The sequence below is a fragment of the Sandaracinus amylolyticus genome (genome assembly GCF_000737325.1).
Classification (GTDB): Bacteria; Myxococcota_A; Polyangia; order Polyangiales; family Sandaracinaceae; genus Sandaracinus; species Sandaracinus amylolyticus.
In genome coordinates this window covers 4,720,963-4,740,817 of the sequence record NZ_CP011125.1, presented here as the reverse complement: position 1 = coordinate 4,740,817, position 19,855 = coordinate 4,720,963, and the positions used below count along the sequence as shown (strand labels likewise).

The following is a 19,855-nucleotide window of genomic DNA, read 5'->3' as shown; positions in this document are numbered from 1 at the left end:
TCACGCGCGACGGCGCGCGATCACCTCGAAGGTCGTGTTCTTCGCGAGCACGCGCTTCAGGTGGTCGACGCGCCGTCTGCGTTTCGGCGCGGGCTCGGGATGCAGCGCGCGGTGCAGGATCTCGAGGTCGTCGCGCGCGACGAGGCGCTCTGCGTCGCGCGCCGTGAGGTGCACCGTGTGATCGGCGAACGGGCCACCGAGATCGCGCGGCAGACCGACGTGCGTCACGAGGCCGTACGCGCGCGACAGCACGTCGTAGATCGCGTGGTGCACGTGCACCGTGAAGTAGAGGACGCCGCCCGGAGCGAGCACGCGCACGAGCTCGTCGACGATCGCGGCAGGGCGCTCGGCGTGATCGATCACGTTGTCCGAGACGACGAGATCGAAGCGCGCATCGTCGAACGGCAGGCGCTCGCCGTACGCCGCGATCGTCTCGGCGCGCGACTGCCACGGGAAGAGCGCGCGGTACTCGTCCGCGAGCGGATCGACACCGATCGCGCCCCGCACGCCGAGGAAGAACACGTGCCCGTGCGCGCCCGAGCCGACCTCGAGCACGCGCGTGCTCGCCGTGATCGCGACGTGCGGCGAGAGCGTCGCGACCAGCGCGCTCGTCCGCGCGCTCATGATCCGCTCGATGCGCTCGTGGTCGCGCGCGATCGCCGATGCTTTGCGACGCTGGTAGTCGAGCTGTCGCTCGATCGCGCGCGCCGCGCGCTCCGAGCTCGGTCTCGCGCGCAGCTCGCCGACCCCCTCGCGCAGGCGACGGAGCGCGGAGATCAGCCCTTGCCGATCCACTTCGCGAGCACGACGGTGACGTTGTCCGGTCCGCCGTTCGCGTTCGCGCGCTCGATCAGCTTCGACGCGACGCCCTTCAGATCGTTCGAGGACTGCGCGATCTCGCCGATCTCCTGATCGCTCACCGGGCCGCAGAGCCCGTCCGAGCAGAGCAGGTAGACGTCACCGGGCTGCGGCGGATCGAGGCGCGTGTCGACCTTCACGGTCTCCTTCATGCCCAGCGCGCGCACGATGACGTTCTTGTGCGGGAAGTTCGCGATCTCCTCCTCCGTCAAACGCTTCATCTTGATGTAGTCGTTGAGGAGCGAGTGATCGTCGGTGAGCTGCTCGAGCTTGCCCTGCCGAAGGCGATAGACGCGCGAGTCGCCCACGTGCGCGATGAGCACTCCGTCGTCGATCACGAGGATCGCGACGATCGTGGTGCCCATGCCGCGCAGGCGCGGCTCGCGCTGCGCGGCCTCGTGGATGCGCAGGTTCGCGAGCTTGATCCCGGTGATCAGCCGGTTCTCCTCGTACCCGCGCGCCTTGTCCATCTTGTACGGCCAGGTCGCCTCGGGATCCTGCGACGTCGCGGAGAAGAACTCGCGCAGCGTCTCGATCGCCATCTTGCTGGCGACCTCACCGGAGGCGTGTCCGCCCATGCCGTCGGCGACGAGGTACAGACGCTCGTCGTCGATGAGGTCGTAGGCGTCCTCGTTGTGAGTGCGCTTCATCCCGACGTTGGTCTCGCCGGCGACGAGAACACGAGCACTGGACGCCACTTCGCGGTTCCCTCCGTTGAGCCCGTGAACGCTAACGCGGCGCCACGAACGCAGTCAATCGATGATCCAGCGCGCGATGACCGATCGGTCGCTCAATTGCGCCGCGCCGCTTCCGCGCGCTCGGCGGTGCTGCGCGCGTCGTCGCGCTCCGCATCGCGCGCCGCCGCGGCCTGCGAGCGCGCGACCTCGGCCGCGCTGATCCGCGCGGGCACGCCGTAGCGGACGATGCAGTAGACCGCGCGGAACGCGTCCTTCAGCCCGATCTTCTTGCCCTCGGCGTAGGTGCGGCCGTGGTAGCTGATCGGCACTTCGTAGACGCGCACGCCGAGCCCCGCGACCTTCGCGGTGAGCTCGGGCTCGATGCCGAAGCGGTTCTCCTCGAGCGTCAGCTGCTGCAGCACCTCGCGGCGGAAGACCTTGTAGCAAGTCTCCATGTCCGTGAGGTTCAGGTCGGTCAGCATGTTGCTCAGCGTCGTGAGCATGTGGTTCGCGACCGAGTGCCAGTAGTAGAGGACGCGGTGCGACCCGCCGCCCGCGAAGCGCGATCCGAACACGACGTCCGCGCGATCCTCGAGCAGCGGCTGGAGCAGCTTCGGGTACTCGTTCGGGTCGTACTCGAGGTCGGCGTCCTGGATCAGCACGAAGCGCCCGCGCGCTTCCTGGAACCCGGTGCGGAGCGCCGCGCCCTTGCCGCCGTTCTGCGCGTGGAGGACCACGCGGACGCGCGGGTCGAGCGCGGGACCGCGGGTGAGCAGGTCGCGCGTTCCATCGGTGCTCCCGTCGTCGACGACGACGACCTCGATCGACTCGACGGGCGAGCGCAGCACGCGCTCCAGGCACGAGTGGATGGTCCCGCGCTCGTTGTAGCAGGGGATCACGACCGAGAGGACGGGCTCGCTGCTGGGCATGGACGCGGCGAGGCTAGCCGCTCGCGTGCGCAGTGGCCAGAGCCGGACGCCGTCGTGATCGGGCGCGCGGTCGTGGTAGAGGGAACGTCCCGTGAGCGCGTACGACGAGGAGCTGGCCGCGATCGCAGCGATGGTGCGCGAGCACCTCGCGTGGGAAGAGGGCATGGGCGGCGCGGCCGTGCCGTGGGCCGACGCGACGGAGAGCGCCGTGCCGGTCTCGCCCCCGCAGGGCGCCGCGACGGCCGACGTCGCAGGAGCGCCGGCGGAGGTTACGCGGCACCCGGCCGAGGTTACACGGCACCCGGCCGAGGTCACACGGCACCCGGCGGAGGTCGCACGCCAGCCCGAGGCAGTCGCACGCCAGCCCGAGGCAGTCGCACGCCAGCCCGAGGCAGTCGCACGCCAGCCCGACGCAGTCGCACGCCAGCCCGACGCAGTCGCACGCCAGCCCGACGCAGTCGCACGCCAGCCCGAGGCAGTCGCGCCGCAGCCGGCGGCCGCGACGCGTCACCCCGCGACCCCCGCATTCGAGCCGGCGGCAGCTCCCGTCACCGCGCTCGCGCCCGAGCAGAAGCATCGCGCGCTCGAGGTGCTGGCCGCCGAGGCCGCGACCTGTCGCGCGTGTCGTCTGTGCGAGGGGCGGACGAATTCCGTGTTCTCGCGCGGCACGCCGATCACCGAGATCGCGTTCGTCGGCGAGGGGCCGGGCTACCACGAGGACCAGCAGGGCTCGCCGTTCGTCGGGCCCGCCGGGCAGCTGCTCGATCGCATGGTCGCCGCGATGGGCTTCGACCGCGACGCGGTCTACGTGTGCAACGTCGTGAAGTGCCGCCCGCCCGAGAACCGCACGCCGCTCCCCGACGAGGCCGGCGCGTGCGAGCCGTTCCTCGCGAAGCAGCTCGAGATCGTCGCGCCGAAGGTCATCGTCGCGCTCGGGCGCTGCGCCGCCGAGAACCTCGGGTGCGCCGAGCCCGGTCGCTCGTGGCGCGGCATGTGGGGCACCTGGCGCGGCGTGCCGGTCATGCCGACGTACCACCCCGCGTTCCTGCTGCGCTCGCCCGAGATGAAGCGGCCGGTGTGGGAGGATCTGCAGAAGGTCCTGCAGCGCCTCGGGCGCCAGGTGCCGCCGCAGGGCTCGCGAAAGGGCTGACCGAGGGCTACATCATCCATCGATGATCCGTGCTCCCCGACCGCAGACCGCCGACGACGACGAGCTCCCCGGGCTCCCCGACATCGCCGGCGACGACGAGCCCGCGGGCGATCTCGGGCTCGGCCTCGCGGACGACATCGACGAGGGCGACGAGGGCGACGAGACGGTGGGGCTCGACGTGTCGACCGGCGTCGAGGGCGAGGAGGACTTCCTCGACGCGCTCGACGACGACGACGCGGACGAGAGCTGGGACGCGGCCGAAGAGCCGCTGACCGAGGATCCCGAGCTCGACGAGGGCGAGGAGGGCGGCTGGACCGAGGGCTCGGAGGCCGCCGAGGCGCCCGGGTGGGACGCCGATCTCGACGACGCGGATCTCGACGAGGAGCGCGAGCCCTCGCTGGTGCGGGACGCAGGCGAGGAGGGCGTCGAGGAGCGCCTCGACGCGCTCGACGACGACGACGCGCCGGTCGGTCTGCCGGCGTCGACGCCGAGCCGCGAGGACGAGCTCGCGGACGATCTGGAGCTCGAGGGGGAGGGCGAGATCGACGCGCTCCCCGGCGCCGACGAGCGCCCCGAGCACCCCGCGCTCTCGCTGCCGCGCATGCCCGCGACGTCGCGGTGGCTGGGGCCCGACGACGACGCGATCCTCGCGATCGGCGGCGGCTTGGCGGGCGGACGCACGCTCTACCGGATCGAAGGCGACGAGGTCTCCGAGATCGACGCGATCGGGCTCGATGGGGACGAGCCGACCAGCCTCGTGCGCACCGCGTCGGGCGCGCTGCTCGTGGGCCTGCAGCTCGGCGGCGTCGCGCGCTCGACCGACGGCGAGCGCTTCGAGCCCGTCGAGGCGCTGCGTCGCGGCGAAGCGACGAGCGTCGGCGCGTTCCACCTGCTCGCGGAGCCGCACGCGGGCGGGGTGCGCCTCTGGGGGCTCACGCGCGGCGGCGCGCTCGTGCGCAGCGACGACGAGGGCGCGACGTGGTCGCGTCCGCTGATCCCGGGCGCGGTGCTCGCGGTCGGGCACGACGTCGAGGGCGGGGTCGTCGGCGTGCTCGGCGCGCGCGGCGGCGCGATGCGGTTGATCCGCACGCGCGACGGCGGGCGCTCGTGGCGGAACGTCGCCGGTCCGACGATCGCGGGGCTCCCCGACGAGCACGAGATCTTCGTGGCGGCGCTCGGCCCGATCGTGGTGCTCACGACCGACGTGCCGGGGCTCGCGCCGTACGTCACGCGCGACGACGGGCAGCGCTGGGAGGTGCTCGACGCGCTGCGCGACGCGGGCGCGATCGCGCTCGCGGCGGAGCCCTCGGGCGCGGCGCTCTACGCGGGCGTGCTCGCGGAGGGGACCGATCGCGGGCTCGTGGTGCGCGCCGCGATCGCGACCGGCGAGCGTCCTTCGATCGTCGTCGATCTCGAGGAGGTGCGCGCGAAGCACCACGTCACGGGGGCCGGCGATCCCGAGGGCGATCAGCGCGTGCACGCGCTCGTCGTGGAGCGGCGTGACGAGGAGACGACGCTGTGGATCGGCAGCGGCATCGGGCTCGTCCGCACGAGGGTGAAGATCGCGTGAGCGACGTCGGGCGGCGCCTGGTCGAGCGCGTGCGTCGCGGCGCGGCGCCGGGCGAGGACGCGCTGCGCAAGACGCTCGGCGTCGGCGGCGAGGCCGACGATCGCGAGGTCGCGCGCGAGCTGGTCGCGACGATCGCGCGGGGCGCGCTCTCGGACCTGCGGGTGGGCGAGCCCGAGGACGCGCGCCCAGCCGCGAGCACGCCCGTCGACGGGTCGTTCCTCGGTCGTCTCGCGGCGCGGCCCGGCGAGGATCGGCCGTGCATCGCCGAGCTCGACGACGTGCCCACGCTCGTCGCGGTGCTGCGCGGCGGGAGCTTGCAGCAGCGGCGCGCGGCGGCGCTCCGGTTTCGCGAGATGCTCGAGCGCGGGGACCTCGACGACGCGCGCATCGGCGCGATCGAGCAGGTGCTGATCGGGCATCGCGATCCCGACGTCGCGTTCGAGGTCACGCGCGCGCGTGCTGCGCTGCCGGGCGAGGTCGGCGACGAGGCGCGCGACGAGGACGAGCCGTGGGCCGAGCTCGTGAAGAAGCTCGAGCCGGAGATCGCGCGGTTCTGGGAGGGCGAGACCACGACCGAGCCGATCGCGGAGCTGCCCGGCGAGCAGCGCGCGTGGATCGGGCTGCGTGCGCGGCTCTTGCCCGATCGCGTGATCGCGCACCTGTCGGCGGTGCTCGAGGGGAGCGACGGCGCGTCGGATCTCGCGTCGCGCCGCGCGCTGCTGGAGTCGCTGCGGTGTGCGGGCGATCCACGCCTGCTGCCCGCGCTGGTGTCGTTGCTCGAGAGCCGCGTGCCCGAGCTCGTGCCCGATGCGGCGCGCGCGCTGGCGCGCATCGACGATCCGCGCGCGCGTCCGGCGCTCGTCGCGGCACACGAGCGCAGCGTGGTCGATCTCGAGCGCGCGGTGCTCGCGGGCGCGCTCGCGCTGGCCGGTGATGCGCGCGGGCTCGCGTATCTGCGCACGCTGCTGCGCGGCGACGATCCGCGCGTCGTGCTCGCGGCCGCCGAGGCGATGGAGTGGGCCGCGACGAGCGAGGACGTCGAGCTGCTGATCCGCATGCTCGATCGGCGCGACGCCGCGCTGCTCGGCGTGCTGGTGCGCGCGCTGGGGCGCATCGGTGACGGTCGCGCGCTGCGCGCGCTCGAGGCGCTGCGCGATCGCGAGCCGCCGAGCGCGCTGCTCGCCGACGTCGAGGACGCGGCGGCGGCGATCCGCGCGCAGATGGATCTGCGCGGCGAGGAGCCTCCGGTGCCCGCCGAGCCGAGCTCGCTCGCGACCGCGGCGCGCGCCGGCGTCGTCGCGCGCGGCGCGGAGGAGACGTTCTGGGCGCGGCTGCAGGGCCGCTTCGATCTGCTGCTCGGTCGGCTGTGGCTCGCGATCGGCGCGGTCGGGCGCGCGATCGCGTGGTTCGAGCTCGCGGCCGCGCGACGCCCGCGGTGGCCGGAGCCGCTCGCGGCGATCGCGCTCGCGCACGTGCGTCAGGGCGAGCCGGCGCGCGCGCTCGGCGCGTTCCGCCGCGCGATCGAGGCCAACCGCGCGTGGGTGGAGCACGAGCGTCCGGTGGTGCGCACGCTCGCGGGCGTGGTGCTGCGGCGCGCCGAGGAGATGGAGCGCGCAGGTCGTCTCGACATCGCGCGCGGGCTGCTCGACGAGGTGCTCGATCTCGATCTGCGGCGCGTGCCGAGCAACGTGCGCTTCGAGCTGCGACGCCGCCGCGAGGCGCTCGCGTCGTCGGCGTCGGTGGAGGCCGCGTGAGCCTGCGCGACTCGGCGCGCCGCGCGCTCGGCGACGATCCGATCACGGTGCCGTCGATCACGCTGCCCGACGCGCCGCGCGGCGGGAAGGCGCGCACCACCGATCGGTTCTCGATCCCGCCCGAGGCGACGCGCGAGTCGAGCGTGGAGCGCGTCTCGCTCGACGTGCGCGTCGAGGGGCGCGTGGAGCAGGTCACGCTCGTGCTGCGCGATGGCGAGCTCGCGTGGTCGTGCACCGACGGCAGCGCGGGGCGCGAGAGCTCGGGCGCGCCGTCGTCGCCGTGGGTGCGCGCGGCGCTCCGCTGGGTGCTCGCGGAGGCGCGCCCGGAGCCGCAGGTCGCGCGCCCGCTGCGGCCGGTGCCGAGCGCCGCGGGCGACGAGCTCGTGGACCGCGGACGACGTCTCGCCGACGCGCTCGACGACGTGGTGCTCGCGGTCGTGCGCGCGGGCATCACGGGACGCGACTCGCCGAGCGTGCGCGAGGCGCTCGATCGCGTCGCGCGTGGGATGGTGCCGGTGCCGAACCCGGTGTCGCGGTGGATCGGGCGGCTCGAGCGCGCGATGGGCGCGGGCGACGCGCGCACCGTCGCGCGGCTGCTCGACGGCGCGACGCGCGCTGGCGACGATCTCCGCGGCGCGCGCACCGGGCCGATCGGACGCGCGCGTGCGGCCGCGTGGCTCGGCGCGCACGGCCCATCGGAGCTCGAGCGCGTCGTCGATCGCGCGATGATCGAGCTCGCGCGCGAGTCGCTGGACGGGATCCAGCGCGCCGCGATCGAGCGCCGCTACCTGCTCGATCTCGCGACCGGCGAGGTGCTCTGCGAAGAGCGCGCGCGCAGCGCGACGCCGCCGTCGCTCGGGCCGTGCCCGCGGTCGCTCTTCGTCGGGCTCGCGGAGATCGAGGAGGGCCCCGCGCCGCGGCGGGTGCGCATCCTCCAGTACACGGTCGCGATCGACGTGCAGCCGAGCGAGCTCGAGAAGGCGCTCGCGCACGCGGTGCGTCGCGCGTCGATGCTCGTCGACGTGTATCGCGAGGCGCTCGCCGCGTCGCCCGCGCTCGCCGAGCCGGTGCAGCTGATCGGGTGCACCGGGGTCGAAGACGGGTTCCTCGTCGACGCGGTCGGCGAGCCGATCCCGATCGCGCGCGACGAGGATCCCGGCGCGGCAGCCGCGCTCGATCTGCTCGCGAAGGAGCGCCCGCCGGCGTGGATCGTCGGGCGGCTCGTCGATCTCGAGGGCGCGGTGCGGGTGGTGCCGTGCGCGTGCGGCGACGCGTCGAGCGTCGCGCGGCTTCGCTGACACGAATCGCAGTGGGGCCGTGACGCATGCGCGCGTGTCGCTGTATCTTCGGCCGTCTTTCCGGGGGTGGCCGATGCAGTGGCGCTGGTTCGCGGTGTGGGCGATCGCGGGGCTCGGGTGCGTGTCGGGGGCGAGCGAGCTGCCCGAGCGCGACGATGCGGGGCGGCGACGCGACGCATCGTCCGCCGGCGACGCCCAGCCATCCGACGACGACGCGGGCAGCGGGGTCGACGCGGGCACGGAGCTCGACGCGGCCACCGAGCTCGACGCGGCCACGGAGCTCGACGCGAGCGAGACGCGTCCCGACGCGGGATCGCACGACGACGACGCGGGCGCGGTCACGGCACCGCCCGTGATCGACGGCGTCGTCGGCGACGACGAGTGGGCCGGGGCGAGCTCGGTCGCGAGCACCGTCGCCACCGTGTGGGCCGGCAACGAGCTCCGCCGCATGCGCGCGATGCTGCGCGACGACGGGCTCTATCTCGCGATCGAAGGGCGCATCGACGCGAACGCACCGACGAACGCGATCACCGTCTACGTCGATCGGGCGCTCGGCACGACCGAGGGCCTCGCGCTCACGGCGATGAGCGACACCGACGGCGCGATCGACGACGCGCTCTCGCCGTCGTCGGCGTACGTGGTGCCGAGCGGGTTCGTCGCCGATCTCGCGTGGGCCACGAACGCGATGTCGCGCACGGCGTCGGGCTCCGACGCGCGCACCGGATGGCGTGACTTCGTGCGCGCGAGCAGCCCGTCGGACTTCTTCTGGATCACCGCGAACGACGCCCCGACGACGTGCGGCGCGGACGCGTGCGAGACGTTCCTCCCGCGCGCCGTGCTCGATGCGGGCATGGGCGCGGCGCGCCCGCGCACCGTCGCGCTCTTCGCGCGCATCGCGAACCACGACGGCGCGCAGTCGCCGAACCAGACGCTCCCGATGGACGATCCGAGCGCCCCGCGCACCGTCTCGGTGCTGCTCGAGCTCGAGGAGTGATCACATCCCGCGGAAGCGCTGCTCGGGCCCGGCGGGCGCGTAGATCTGGATCGCGCGCAGCGGGCGCGTGCCCGCGCTGCGGAACGAGTGGAGCGTGCCCTCGGGCACGTAGATCGCGACGCCGGGGCGCACCGCGATCTCCTGGTTTCCGAGCCGCATCGTGCCCTCGCCGTCTTCGAACAACAGCACCTCGACGGCCTCGCCGTGTCGGTGCTCGGGCACGGTCACGTCCGGCGGACCTTCGAGCCACGAGAGCGCACCGTGCTCCGCGCCGGCACCGTCGGTGTCGAGCAGGATCCGCACGTCCATGCGCCCGCCGGGCGCGCGCAGCGGCGGCGTCGTCGCGACCGAGCCGATGCGCAGCGGCCGCACCAGCGGATCGTGATGCGACGCGGCGATCGCGCATGCGTCACCGCGCGGCGCGGGTGCCCGCGCGGCGCCGGTGCCCGCGCGACGCGCGACCGCCATCACGGTGCGCACGCGCGTGGTGCCCGGGTTCACCGCGAGACCGTCGCCCTCGGGGCCGAAGCGCACCGCGTCGCCGGCGTAGAGCGTCGCAGGCGCGTCGCTCGTCGCGATGCCGGTGCCCGTCGCTTCGAGCTGTCCGGCGCGCACGAAGAGGATCACGTCCTGGCACGTCGTCGCGGGCGGGCGGAACGCGTGGCCGGGCGGGAGCTCGAGCGTGGCGAGCATCACGCGCTGCGGCGACGCCGGCGCGATCGCCCACTCGTGCGCGTCCCACGGCGACGGCTCGGGGCGCGGGACCGCGACGACGGAGTCGCGGCTGAGGTAGAGGCTCCTTCCGCTGCCCGACGAGTCCGCGCTCGCCGGCATCGCCGCAGGCGCGGAGGCGGCCTCGGACTCGACCGAGACGCTCGCTTCACCGCCGCCCGACTCGCGCGCGCTGACTTCCTCTCCGCGCGCGTCTCGCGGTGTGTAGCCGCCGCAGCCCGTGATGCCGACCGGCGCGAGCGCGAGGAGCGCGAGCGCGATGCGATGCGCCCGCGTCACGTCGTCGCTCCGCCGCAGCTCGATCCCGCGCCCGCGGTGCACCCGAAGCAGTGCCGATCGATCTCGATGGTGCGCGCCTCGAGCGCCGCGCGATCGAAGTCGCGCACGTGTCGCGGCGCCGACGCGTGCACCGGCATCTCGAGCATCTGGTTGAAGTCGCAGTCGTAGAGCGTGCCGTCCCAGCCGATCGAGATCGTGCTCCGGCACATGACGCCGCGCGCCGCCGCGGGGTTGAACGCGGCGACGAGCGCATCGAGGTAGCGCTTCAGGTTGCCGGAGCTCTCGAGCCACTCGAGGTAGCGGCTGATCGGCATGTTCGTGATCGTGTAGAGCGCGTCGAAGGACACGTCGTGGCGCTGCTTCATCTCGCGCTTCCACTCCGCCTCGAGCGAGGCCTGCGCGCCCGGCAGGAACGCGCCCACCGGGTTGGTCACGAGCACGAGGCGCAGGCCGGATCGCCCGTCTCCGTACCCGACTTCGTTGAGACGGCGGAGCGCGCGGATCGATCTCTCGTGCACTCCGTCGCCGCGCTGTCGGTCCGTGGAGAGGCGCGCGTAGTGCGGCAGCGAGCACACGACCTCGACGCGATGCTGCGCGAAGAACTCGGGGAGATCGCGGTGCGTCGGGGTCTCGAGGATCGTGAGGTTGCAGCGATCGATCACGTGCCGCCCGAGCGCGCGCACCTGCTCGACGAGCCACCGGAAGTGCGGCGTGAGCTCCGGCGCGCCGCCCGTGATGTCGACGGTCGGGATGTCGGTGCGCGCGAGCGCGTCGAGGCAGAGCTGCATCGTCTCGCGGCTCATCACCTCGCGGCGATCGGGCCCCGCGTCGACGTGGCAGTGCCGGCAGGTCTGGTTGCACAGCTTGCCGACGTTGATCTGCATCACGTCGATGCGCGCCGCGCGCAACGGGCTCCCGAGCGCGTCGTCGAACTCGCGCGCGATCGGGAGCGAGCGCAGCAGCGCGCGCTGTGCCTCGGAGCTCGCGAGCGGAGCGCCGCGCGCGCGGAGCGTCGGGAGCGACTTGGGCGAGCTCACATCGAGATCCCGTTCGCCTTGTTCCGCATCTGCACGCCGTGCACGAGCGACGCGCCCCCGCGGATCGCCGCCGCGACGTGCACCGCCTCGGTCATCTGATCGAGATCCGAGCCCTTCTCGAGCGCGTCCTTGCTGTACGCGTCGATGCAGTACGGGCACTGCACCGCGTGCGCGACCGCGAGCGCGATCAGCGACTTCTCGCGCGCGCTGAGCGCGCCGTCCGCGAAGACCGCGCCGTACCAGTCGAAGAATTTCTTCGCGAGCTCGGGCGCGTTCTCGCCGACCTCGCCGAAGCGTCCCAGGTCGTGCTCGTCGTAGTAGTGCGGGCGGTGCATCTCGAGATCCTCCGTGTGCGCGCAACGTACCCCGGGCCTGCTGCGAATTGGGAGCGTCGCGCGAGGTCGGGCTAGCGTCGCGGGCGTGGTGCCCTCCGGCCTCGACAGCACGCTCCAGGATCCCGATCCGTCGCCTCCGGCCGTGCGTCGTCGGGGCGGGAGCGGGGTGCACGCGATGCGCGCGCCGCGGAACCGGTGCGCGACGTGCGGGCAAGACTTCCCGCCCTCGTACGTGGTGTGCCCGCGGGACGCGACGCCGCTCGGCGTGGCGGGGCAGGGCGGCGATCCGCTCGTCGGCGTGGTGCTCGCGGGCACGTACCGTCTCGCGCGCACCATCGGCCGCGGCGGGATGGGGCGGCTCTACGAGGCGGAGCACACGCGGCTCGATCGCCGCTTCGCGGTGAAGGTCCTGCACGAGTCGCACGCCGACAAGCCCGAGGCCGTGCGGCGCTTCGAGCGCGAGGCGAGCGCGCTCGCGCGCATCCGATCGGACTTCGTGCTCGACGTCGTCGACGTGCTGCGCACGAACGACGGGCGCACCGCGATCGTGACCGGCTTGCTCGAGGGCGAGGATCTCCAGCGACGCCTCGATCGCTCGCAGCGTGTCCCGCCCGCGGAGGCGATCGCGATCGGACGTCAGGTCTGTCGCGGGCTCGCGGCGGCGCACGCGGCGAGCGTGGTGCATCGCGATCTGAAGCCCTCGAACCTGTTCCTCGAGGCCGCGCCCGACGGCCGGCTCGCGGTGAAGATCCTCGACTTCGGCGTCGCGAAGCTGAGCGGCGAGGACGAGATGACGCGCACCGGCGTGGTGCTCGGGACGCCCGCGTACATGGCGCCCGAGCAGGCGCGCGGCAGCTCGTCGGCGGATCCGCGCAGCGACGTGTACGCGGTGGGCGCGGTGCTCTACCGCATGCTCACCGGGCGCATGCCCTACGAGGGCGCCGACCCGGGCGCGACGCTCGCGCGCCTGCTGATCGAGCCGCCGCCGCGGCCCCGATCGATCGCGCCCGACGTGCCGGTCGCGCTCGAGGTCGTCATCCAGCGCGCGATGGCGCGCGACCCCGCGGAGCGCCCCGCGAGCGCGCTCGAGCTCGAGGCCGCGCTCGCCGCGCTCGCGACGCTCGAGGACGCGCCCCTCGCGAGCGTCGGCACGATGCGCCCCGAGCGCGACGACCCGAGCACGCTGGCGTTGCCCCAGGGCACCATCGAGCGCGCCGAGCACATCGAGCGCGACGCGAAGCGCGCGCGACCGCTGGCGGCGCTGCTCGCGATCGTCGCGTGCATCGCGTGTGGCGCCGCGACGGCTGCGCTCCTCGGCGCGATCGCCTCGTGGCCCGACGGTGCGCTCGGCGCGGGCGAAGCGCGCGTCGCGCTCTCCCGCGCGCTCGCGATCGTCGGGGGCCTCGCCGGCGCGATCGCGTGCGCCGTGGGCACCGCGCGCTGGCTCCAGCCGCGCTGGTCGAGCGCGCCCGCCGTGCAGCACGCGAGCGCGCGCCTCGCGGCGAGCGTGCAGATCGGGCTCTCTCTCGCGGGAGGCTCCGCGCTGCTCGGTCTCGCGCGCGCGGCGATCGCCGGAGCGCGCTTCGAGCTCTCGCCCGCGATGATCCTCGCGGTGGTCGCGGCCGCCGCCATCGCGTCGCTCGCCGCGCTGCGCCGCAGAGCGTGACGTCTTTGCGTGTGGCGCGACGACGCGCCGCACGTGCGGCGCATCGTCCTTCTCGCGCGCCCGCCGTCGTGGACCGAGGCCCCACGAACCCGGGCACGCCGTCTGCCACGCTCCAGCCGCGACACCGAGCTCGCACTGCGAGCGATCGACGCGCCCGGCGGTGCGATGGAGCACATCCCTCACCTCGATCAGCTCGCGCTCGTCGCCGGCCTCGGCGTCCTGGTGTCGGTGCTCCTCGCGAAGCTGAAGCTGCCGCCGGTCGCGGGGCTGCTCGTCGCCGGCGCGCTCGCCGGGCCGCGCGGCCTCGCGCTCGTGGCCTCGACCGAGGCGATCGCGGCGCTCGCCGAGATCGGCGTGATGTTCCTGCTCTTCTCGATCGGCCTCGAGCTCTCGCTCGCGCGGCTCCGCGCGATCCTGCGCGACGCAGCCGTCGGCGGCGTGCTGCAGGTGACGCTGACGATCGCGGTCACGTTCGTGATCGCGCGCGCGCTCGGGCACGACGCAGCCGCGGCGGTGCTCTTCGGGTTCGTGTTCGCGCTCTCGAGCACCGCCATCGTGCTTCGCGCCCTCACCGAGCGCCGCGAGCTCGACGCGCAGCACGGGCGCTTCGTCGTCGGCGCGCTGATCCTCCAGGATCTGTGCGTCGTCCCGATGGTGCTCGTCGTGCCGGTGCTCGCGCGCGGCGGCGAGGCGATGGACGCCACCGTCGCGATCGCGTGGGCGCTCGTGAAGGCCGGCGTGCTGGTCGCGGCGGTGCTGCTCGTGTCGCGCTGGCTCGTGCCGCGCGCGCTCGCGTGGGTCGACGCGAGCGGGAGCCGCGAGGTCTTCCTGCTCGCGGTGCTCGGGCTCTGTCTCGGCACCGCGTGGCTCACGTCGCTCGCCGGGCTCTCACTCGCGCTCGGCGCGTTCCTCGCGGGAATGATGCTCGCCGAGACCGACTTCGGCGATCGCGCCCTCGGTGACGTGCTGCCGCTCCGCGACGCGTTCGTCAGCATCTTCTTCGTCTCGCTCGGGATGCTCTTCGACGTCGAGGTCGTGCTCGAGCACCCGCTCGTGATCGCGCTGCTCCTGCTCGCGTTCGTGGTGGGCAAGCTCGTCATCGCCACGTTCGCCGCGCTCGTCATGCGGTTCCCTGCGCGCGCTGCGTGGCTCGCCGGCGTGGGGCTCGCGAACTTCGGCGAGTTCGGCTTCGTGCTCGCGAACGTGGGCCTCGAGCGCAACGTGATCGCGCCCCACGACACCCAGCTCCTGCTCGGCGCCGGCATCCTCAGCATGTTCCTCACGCCCGTGCTCTCCGGGCTCGCGCCGCGCATCCCCGCGGAGCGCGCGCTCGCGCCGTTCGCGCGCCTGCTGCGCGCGCGTCCGCTGCGCGAGCTCGAGGTCTGCCCCACGCGCTCCGGGCACGTCGTCGTCGCGGGCAGCGGCCTCGGCGCCCGGCTCGTCGCGGACGCGCTCGCGCGGTGCGGCATCGGGCACGTCGTCATCGACTCCGACGCGCAGAGCGCGCGCACCGCGCGTGATCGCGGCGAGGCCGTCGTCTACGGCGAGCCGACGAGCCGCATCGTGCTGGCGCACGCCGGCCTCGCCTCCGCGAGCGCGCTCGTCCTGGTCGGCACCGATCCCTCCGCGGTCGGGCGCGCGGTCACCGCGGCGCGCGCGATCGCGCCGAAGGTCCCGATCCTCGTGCGCGCCCACTACGTGCGCGAGGGCGCCGGCCTCGAGGAGCGCGGCGCGAGCGACGTCGTCTCGGACGAGGTCGAGACCGGCGTCGAGATCGTCGCGCGCGTGCTCCGCCGGCTCGAGGTGCCGCGCAACGTCATCGAGGCGCGCCTCCGCGAGGCGCGCAGCGAGCTCCCCGAGGACTGTGCGCGGCGCTCCTCGACGCTCCCGCGCAACGTGCTCGGCGCGTCCGCCGAGCTCTCGAAGATGAAGGTGGACAGCCTCGAGATCCACCCGGGCTCGCACGCCGAAGGGCGCACGCTCGTCGACCTCGATCTGCGCCGTCGCTCGGGCGTCACCGCGTTCGCGCTGCGGCGCGACGGCGGCATCGTCGACGCGCGCGAGCTCGCGACCACCGCGCTGCACCACGGCGACGTGCTCTTCGTCGTCGGGACCACCGAGGCCGTGCGCGCCGCGGGCGACGTGCTCTCGCACGGCGAGGAAGCGTCCGCCGAGATGCCTTGATCACGTCGATCAACGGATCTCGTCGAGCGACCAGAACGCGGGCCTCGGCAGCGCGCGGAACGCGGCGAGCAGCTCGCGCGCGTCGGCGAAGCGCTTGCCGGGGTTCTTCGCGAGCGCGCGCGCCACGAGCTCCTCGAGCTCCTCGCGGAACACCACGTCGTCGCGCATCGCGGACAGCGCCGGCGGCGCCTGCAGCGCGTGCGCGCGCAGCACGTCGACCACCTCCTCCGCGACGAAGGGCCAGCTCCCCGTGAGCAGCTCGAAGAGCAGCACGCCCGCGGAGTACACGTCGCTGCGCGCGTCGACGCTCGGCCCGAACACCTGCTCGGGCGCGACGTACGCGGGCGTGCCCACGAACGTCCCGCGCGACGTGAGCGTCGTCTCCGCGCCGAACGCGACGCGGTCGTGGAACTTCGCGAGCCCGAAGTCGAGCAGCTTCGCGTGCGGCGCGCCGCCCGGGCCCTCGCCGACGATCACGTTCCCGGGCTTCACGTCTCGGTGGAGGATCCCCACCTCGTGCGCGTGGGCGAGCGCCGAGATCACCTGATCCGCGATCGCCAGCGCGAGCGCGGGCGCGAGCCGCGCGCGCTGCAGCATGTCGTCGAGCGACACGCCGGTCGCGAGCTCGGTCACGAGGTACGTGCCGAGCGGATCGACGCCGAGATCGAACACCTCGAGCACGTGGGGATGGCGCAGCGCCGCGAGCGCGCGGCCCTCGCGCTCGAGCCGCTTCGTGAGCTCCTCGGTCGCCGCGCTCGCGGGGATGATCTTGATCGCGACCGCGCGCCCGTCGGGCTCGCGCGTCGCGCGGTGCACCGAGCCCATCGTGCCCTCGCCGATGCGCGCCTCGATGCGGTAACGACCGCCGACGAGCGTGCCGGTCGCGATCTCGTCGGGCATCGAGGAGAGAGAGTACACGCGCGCGTCAGGGCGCGCTGGCCGCGGGGAAGGGCGGTGGCGTCGTCGCGCCGCGTACGTCGACGACGCGCAGCGAGCCCGCGGTCGGGGCCACCGCGACGGAGGAGCGGCTCGGCCCCGCGCCGCTCGTGCCCCACGCGCGCCAGTGCACGACGTAGCCGTCGGCGTGCTCGTCGGTGAGGCTCGTCGACGTCGCAGGCACGCCCGACGACGCGGCGCACGAGACCGCGCCGAAGAGCGCGCGATCGCGCGCGTAGTCGCGCCCGAGCAGCGTCCCGCGCGACATCGTCTCGGCGCGTCCCGCGCCGATCGCGACGCCGACCCACGCGACGCAGCCGCTCGTCGGCGCGACGCCCGCGGGCGGGCTGATGAACCCGGTGCTCCGCGCCGCGTGGAACTCCTGCACGATCTCGTCGCGCGGCTCCCACCCGCGCGCGCGCCACAGCGCTTCGGCCTCCGCGTGCGCGAGGACGATCTCCGCGCCGAGCCCGGTCGCGCTCACGTCCGACGGCGTGATCCCCGGCAGCTGCCACGCCGCGATCGTCGCCATCCCGGTGCCCGTCGCGCGCACCGACGTCGCGCCGCACGCGGCGATCGCGACCACGCTCGGATCCGACGCCGCGACGGCGCCCGCCGGCCCGTCCACCGCGAGCAGGCTCGCGTTGCCCACGCCGAGCACCGCGACGATCCCGCACGCGCCCTCGAGCGCGCCGATCGCCGCTTCGAACGGAAGCGACCGTCCGCGCGCGTCGTCCGCGACCTGCACCTGCACGTAGCCGCGCGCCGCGAGCGTGTCCTCGAGCGCGACCCGCGCCGCGTGCGCGTCGGGCACCGCGGGCATGGCGTACCCGGGACGCGCGCGCGTCGCGTCGCGCCACGCGAGCTCCTCGATCGCCGCGGCCGCGCCCGCGAAGGGCTCGCTCGCCGCGGGGACCGGCGCGATCGCGCTCGGCACGCACGACGTGCACGAGCGCGTGCACGTGGCGACCAGCGTCAACGACGCGAGGCACAGCGCGCCGAAGATCGCCCCGATCGCGAGCCCCGCCCCTCGTGGTCCGACCTTGCCCGGCTCTCCGCGCGCCATCGCCGCGAAGCATACGGAGATCGCGGGTCCCACGGAGGGCCCCCGACACGTGGCGGGAGCGCTCCTGCGATTCGCAGGGAGCGCCCGGACACGCGGCGGCGACCCTCCTGCGACCTGCAGGGAGCGCCCGGACGCGCGGCGGCGACCCTCCTGCGATCTGCGGGGCGCGCCCGGACACGCGGCGGCGAGCCTCCTGCGATCCGCGAGGCGTGCCCGGACGCGCGGCGGCGACCCTCCGGCGATTCGCAGGGAGCGGCCGGACACGTGTCGGGAGCGCTCCTGCGGTTCGCAGGGACCCTGCCGCCGCGTGTCGGGGCTCGCCCGATCGTTTCACGCGTGCTCGCGGCCGCTCGACGCCGCGCGTGCGTGATCGGGTGGTGATGTCGTGGAGGACGATTCGCGATATGAAGGCGCCCGCATGGCCGCGGACTTCCCCTCGTTGCTCACCGACGACGATCTCCACTGGTTCAACGAGGGCACGCACGCGCGCCTCTACGAGAAGCTCGGCGCCCATCCAGGCGTGGTCGGCGGTGTGTCCGGGACGTTCTTCGCGGTGTGGGCGCCCGACGCCGAGCGCGTCTCGCTCGTCGGGGACTGGAACGGGTGGGACCCCGCCGCGCACCCGATGCGCGCGCGCGGCAGCTCGGGCGTCTGGGAGACCTTCGCGCCCGGCGTCGGCAAGGGCGCGCTCTACAAGCTCCACATCCAGTCGCGCCACGGCGGCTATCGCGTCGACAAGGCGGACCCGTTCGGGTTCCTCCACGAGTGCCCCCCGAGCACCGCGTCGATCGTGTGGGACCTCCACCATCGCTGGGAGGACCACGACTGGATGAACGCGCGCCCGCGCGGCAACGCGCTCGACGCGCCGATGTCGATCTACGAGGTGCACCTCGGCAGCTGGGCGCGCGTGCCCGAAGAGGGCGATCGCATGCTCGGCTATCGCGAGATCGCGCCGCGCCTCGCGGACTACGTGGTCGAGCACGGCTACACGCACGTCGAGCTGATGCCCGTGATGGAGCACCCGTTCGGCGGCTCGTGGGGCTATCAGGTCACCGGCTACTTCGCGCCCACGCATCGCCAGGGGAAGCCCGAGGACTTCATGTACCTCGTGGATCACCTGCACCAGCGCGGCATCGGCGTGATCCTCGACTGGGTCCCCGCGCACTTCCCGACCGACGAGCACGGGCTCGGCTACTTCGACGGCACGCACCTCTTCGAGCACGCCGATCCGCGCAAGGGGTTCCACCCCGACTGGCGCTCGTTCATCTTCAACTACGGCCGCCTCGAGGTGCGCTCGTTCCTGCTCTCGAGCGCGATGTTCTGGCTCGACCGCTACCACGCCGACGGGCTGCGCGTGGATGGCGTCGCGTCGATGCTGTACCTCGACTACTCGAGGTCCGAGGGCGAGTGGATCCCGAACCCGCACGGCGGGCGCGACAACGTCGAGGCGATCTCGTTCCTCAAGCAGCTCAACGAGCACGCGTATCGCGAGCACCCGGGCGTGCAGACGATCGCGGAGGAGTCCACGGCGTGGCCGATGGTGTCGCGCCCGACGTTCGTCGGCGGGCTCGGCTTCGGGCTCAAGTGGGACATGGGGTGGATGCACGACTCGCTGCGCTACCTCTCGCACGACCCGGTGCACCGCCGCTGGCACCACAACGAGATCACGTTCCGCGCGCTCTACGCGTTCAACGAGAACTTCGTGCTCCCGCTGAGCCACGACGAGGTCGTGCACGGCAAGGGCTCGCTCCTGAACAAGATGCCGGGCGATCGCTGGCAGAAGTTCGCGAACCTGCGCCTGCTCTTCGGATGGCAGCACGCGCAGCCCGGCAAGAAGCTGCTCTTCATGGGCGGCGACTTCGGCCAGTGGCGCGAGTGGGATCACGACACGAGCCTCGACTGGCACCTCGCCGAGGAGCCGCCGCACGCCGGGCTGCGCCGGCTCGTCGCGGATCTGAACCGGCTCTACCGGAGCGAGCCCGCGATGTACCGCTTCGACTGCGAGCCCCGCGGGTTCCAGTGGATCGACGGGAGCGACGCCGAGCACAGCGTCGTGTCGTTCCTGCGGCTGGGCGACGAGCACGAGGCGCAGGTGCTCTGCGCGTTCAACTTCACGCCGGTGGTCCGTTACGGGTACGGTCTCGGCGTGCCGCGCGGCGGACGCTGGGTCGAGGTGCTGAACACGGACGCCGAGATCTACGGCGGCAGCGGCGTGGGCAACCTCGGGGGCGTCGAGGCGCAGCCCGGCGGGCTGCACGGGATGTCGCACCACGTCGAGCTCACGCTGCCGCCGCTCGCGTGCGTGATGCTCCGAGGCCCGACGTCTTGATCGCGTCGATCGACCCATGAGCCGATCGAGCGCCACCGGCGTGCGTATGTCTCGCTCCGTG

The 19,855-nt window shown here is 73.9% G+C and carries 16 protein-coding genes; 8 read left to right on the top strand and 8 right to left on the bottom strand.

Annotated elements, in window-relative coordinates; genetic code table 11:
* The 3 genes from DB32_RS20150 to DB32_RS20140 form a co-directional block, all read right to left on the bottom strand.
* Nucleotides 1-795 (bottom strand): class I SAM-dependent methyltransferase, encoded by a 795-nt coding sequence (locus tag DB32_RS20150; RefSeq protein ID WP_053234270.1) that lies wholly within the window; start codon nucleotides 793-795, stop codon nucleotides 1-3.
* Complete coding sequence (locus DB32_RS20145) at nucleotides 777-1,508, bottom strand: Stp1/IreP family PP2C-type Ser/Thr phosphatase (RefSeq protein WP_053234268.1); 732 nt, start codon at nucleotides 1,506-1,508, stop codon at nucleotides 777-779. Before DB32_RS20145 ends, DB32_RS20150 begins: the two co-directional genes overlap by 19 nt.
* A gap of 140 nt (nucleotides 1,509-1,648) precedes the next feature.
* Nucleotides 1,649-2,464 carry a glycosyltransferase family 2 protein gene (locus DB32_RS20140; RefSeq protein WP_075097563.1) on the bottom strand — a complete coding sequence of 272 codons (816 nt, stop codon included), beginning with the start codon at nucleotides 2,462-2,464 and terminating at the stop codon, nucleotides 1,649-1,651.
* 91 nt (nucleotides 2,465-2,555) lie between these two features.
* Between DB32_RS20140 and DB32_RS44345 the strand changes: the two genes are divergently transcribed.
* The 5 genes from DB32_RS44345 (at nucleotide 2,556) to DB32_RS20115 (ending at nucleotide 9,230) form a co-directional block, all read left to right on the top strand.
* Entirely contained in the window at nucleotides 2,556-3,614 is a 1,059-nt protein-coding gene (locus DB32_RS44345) for a uracil-DNA glycosylase (protein WP_075097562.1), read from the top strand.
* 22 nt (nucleotides 3,615-3,636) lie between these two features.
* Complete coding sequence (locus tag DB32_RS20130) at nucleotides 3,637-5,184, top strand: hypothetical protein (RefSeq protein ID WP_053234265.1); 1,548 nt, start codon at nucleotides 3,637-3,639, stop codon at nucleotides 5,182-5,184.
* On the top strand, nucleotides 5,181-6,938 hold the full coding sequence (locus DB32_RS20125; protein ID WP_157069213.1) for a HEAT repeat domain-containing protein: 1,758 nt from the start codon (nucleotides 5,181-5,183) through the stop codon (nucleotides 6,936-6,938). Before DB32_RS20130 ends, DB32_RS20125 begins: the two co-directional genes overlap by 4 nt.
* Nucleotides 6,935-8,236 carry a hypothetical protein gene (locus DB32_RS20120; protein WP_053234258.1) on the top strand — a complete coding sequence of 434 codons (1,302 nt, stop codon included), beginning with the start codon at nucleotides 6,935-6,937 and terminating at the stop codon, nucleotides 8,234-8,236. Before DB32_RS20125 ends, DB32_RS20120 begins: the two co-directional genes overlap by 4 nt.
* Nucleotides 8,237-8,309: 73 nt before the next feature.
* Entirely contained in the window at nucleotides 8,310-9,230 is a 921-nt protein-coding gene (locus DB32_RS20115; RefSeq protein ID WP_053234256.1) for a hypothetical protein, read from the top strand.
* On the opposite strand, the gene DB32_RS20110 is transcribed toward DB32_RS20115, so the two are convergent.
* Genes DB32_RS20110 through DB32_RS20100 form a run of 3 tightly spaced genes read right to left on the bottom strand, consistent with a single transcriptional unit; the run spans nucleotide 9,231 to nucleotide 11,613 of the window.
* A complete protein-coding gene (locus DB32_RS20110) occupies nucleotides 9,231-10,241 on the bottom strand; it encodes a cupin domain-containing protein (protein WP_157069212.1) in 1,011 nt (336 codons plus the stop codon).
* Nucleotides 10,238-11,278, bottom strand: a complete 1,041-nt coding sequence (gene arsS, locus DB32_RS20105; RefSeq protein WP_053234252.1) for an arsenosugar biosynthesis radical SAM (seleno)protein ArsS — start codon at nucleotides 11,276-11,278, stop codon at nucleotides 10,238-10,240. The genes DB32_RS20110 and arsS overlap by 4 nt, the downstream gene beginning before the upstream one ends.
* Complete coding sequence (locus DB32_RS20100) at nucleotides 11,275-11,613, bottom strand: arsenosugar biosynthesis-associated peroxidase-like protein (protein ID WP_053234250.1); 339 nt, start codon at nucleotides 11,611-11,613, stop codon at nucleotides 11,275-11,277. Before DB32_RS20100 ends, arsS begins: the two co-directional genes overlap by 4 nt.
* Before the next feature lie 85 nt (nucleotides 11,614-11,698).
* On the opposite strand from DB32_RS20100, the gene DB32_RS20095 reads away from it, so the two are divergent.
* Entirely contained in the window at nucleotides 11,699-13,279 is a 1,581-nt protein-coding gene (locus DB32_RS20095; RefSeq protein ID WP_053234248.1) for a serine/threonine-protein kinase, read from the top strand.
* Nucleotides 13,280-13,444: 165 nt separating this feature from the next.
* Nucleotides 13,445-15,463 (top strand): monovalent cation:proton antiporter family protein, encoded by a 2,019-nt coding sequence (locus tag DB32_RS20090; RefSeq protein ID WP_053238877.1) that lies wholly within the window; start codon nucleotides 13,445-13,447, stop codon nucleotides 15,461-15,463.
* 9 nt (nucleotides 15,464-15,472) lie between these two features.
* Here DB32_RS20090 and DB32_RS20085 read toward each other — a convergent pair whose 3' ends face one another.
* Together DB32_RS20085 and DB32_RS20080 are read right to left on the bottom strand one after the other, a co-directional pair.
* Complete coding sequence (locus tag DB32_RS20085; protein ID WP_053234247.1) at nucleotides 15,473-16,363, bottom strand: serine/threonine-protein kinase; 891 nt, start codon at nucleotides 16,361-16,363, stop codon at nucleotides 15,473-15,475.
* Nucleotides 16,364-16,388: 25 nt separating this feature from the next.
* The gene (locus DB32_RS20080) at nucleotides 16,389-17,465 is read right to left on the bottom strand and encodes a hypothetical protein (protein ID WP_053234245.1); all 1,077 of its coding nucleotides are present in this window, start codon (nucleotides 17,463-17,465) and stop codon (nucleotides 16,389-16,391) included.
* Between the two features lie 418 nt (nucleotides 17,466-17,883).
* Here DB32_RS20080 and glgB point away from each other — a divergent pair, with 418 nt between their 5' ends.
* Nucleotides 17,884-19,794: a 1,4-alpha-glucan branching protein GlgB gene (glgB, locus tag DB32_RS20075; protein WP_053234243.1), complete on the top strand. Its 1,911-nt coding sequence runs from the start codon at nucleotides 17,884-17,886 to the stop codon at nucleotides 19,792-19,794.
* Nucleotides 19,795-19,855 lie beyond the last annotated feature (61 nt).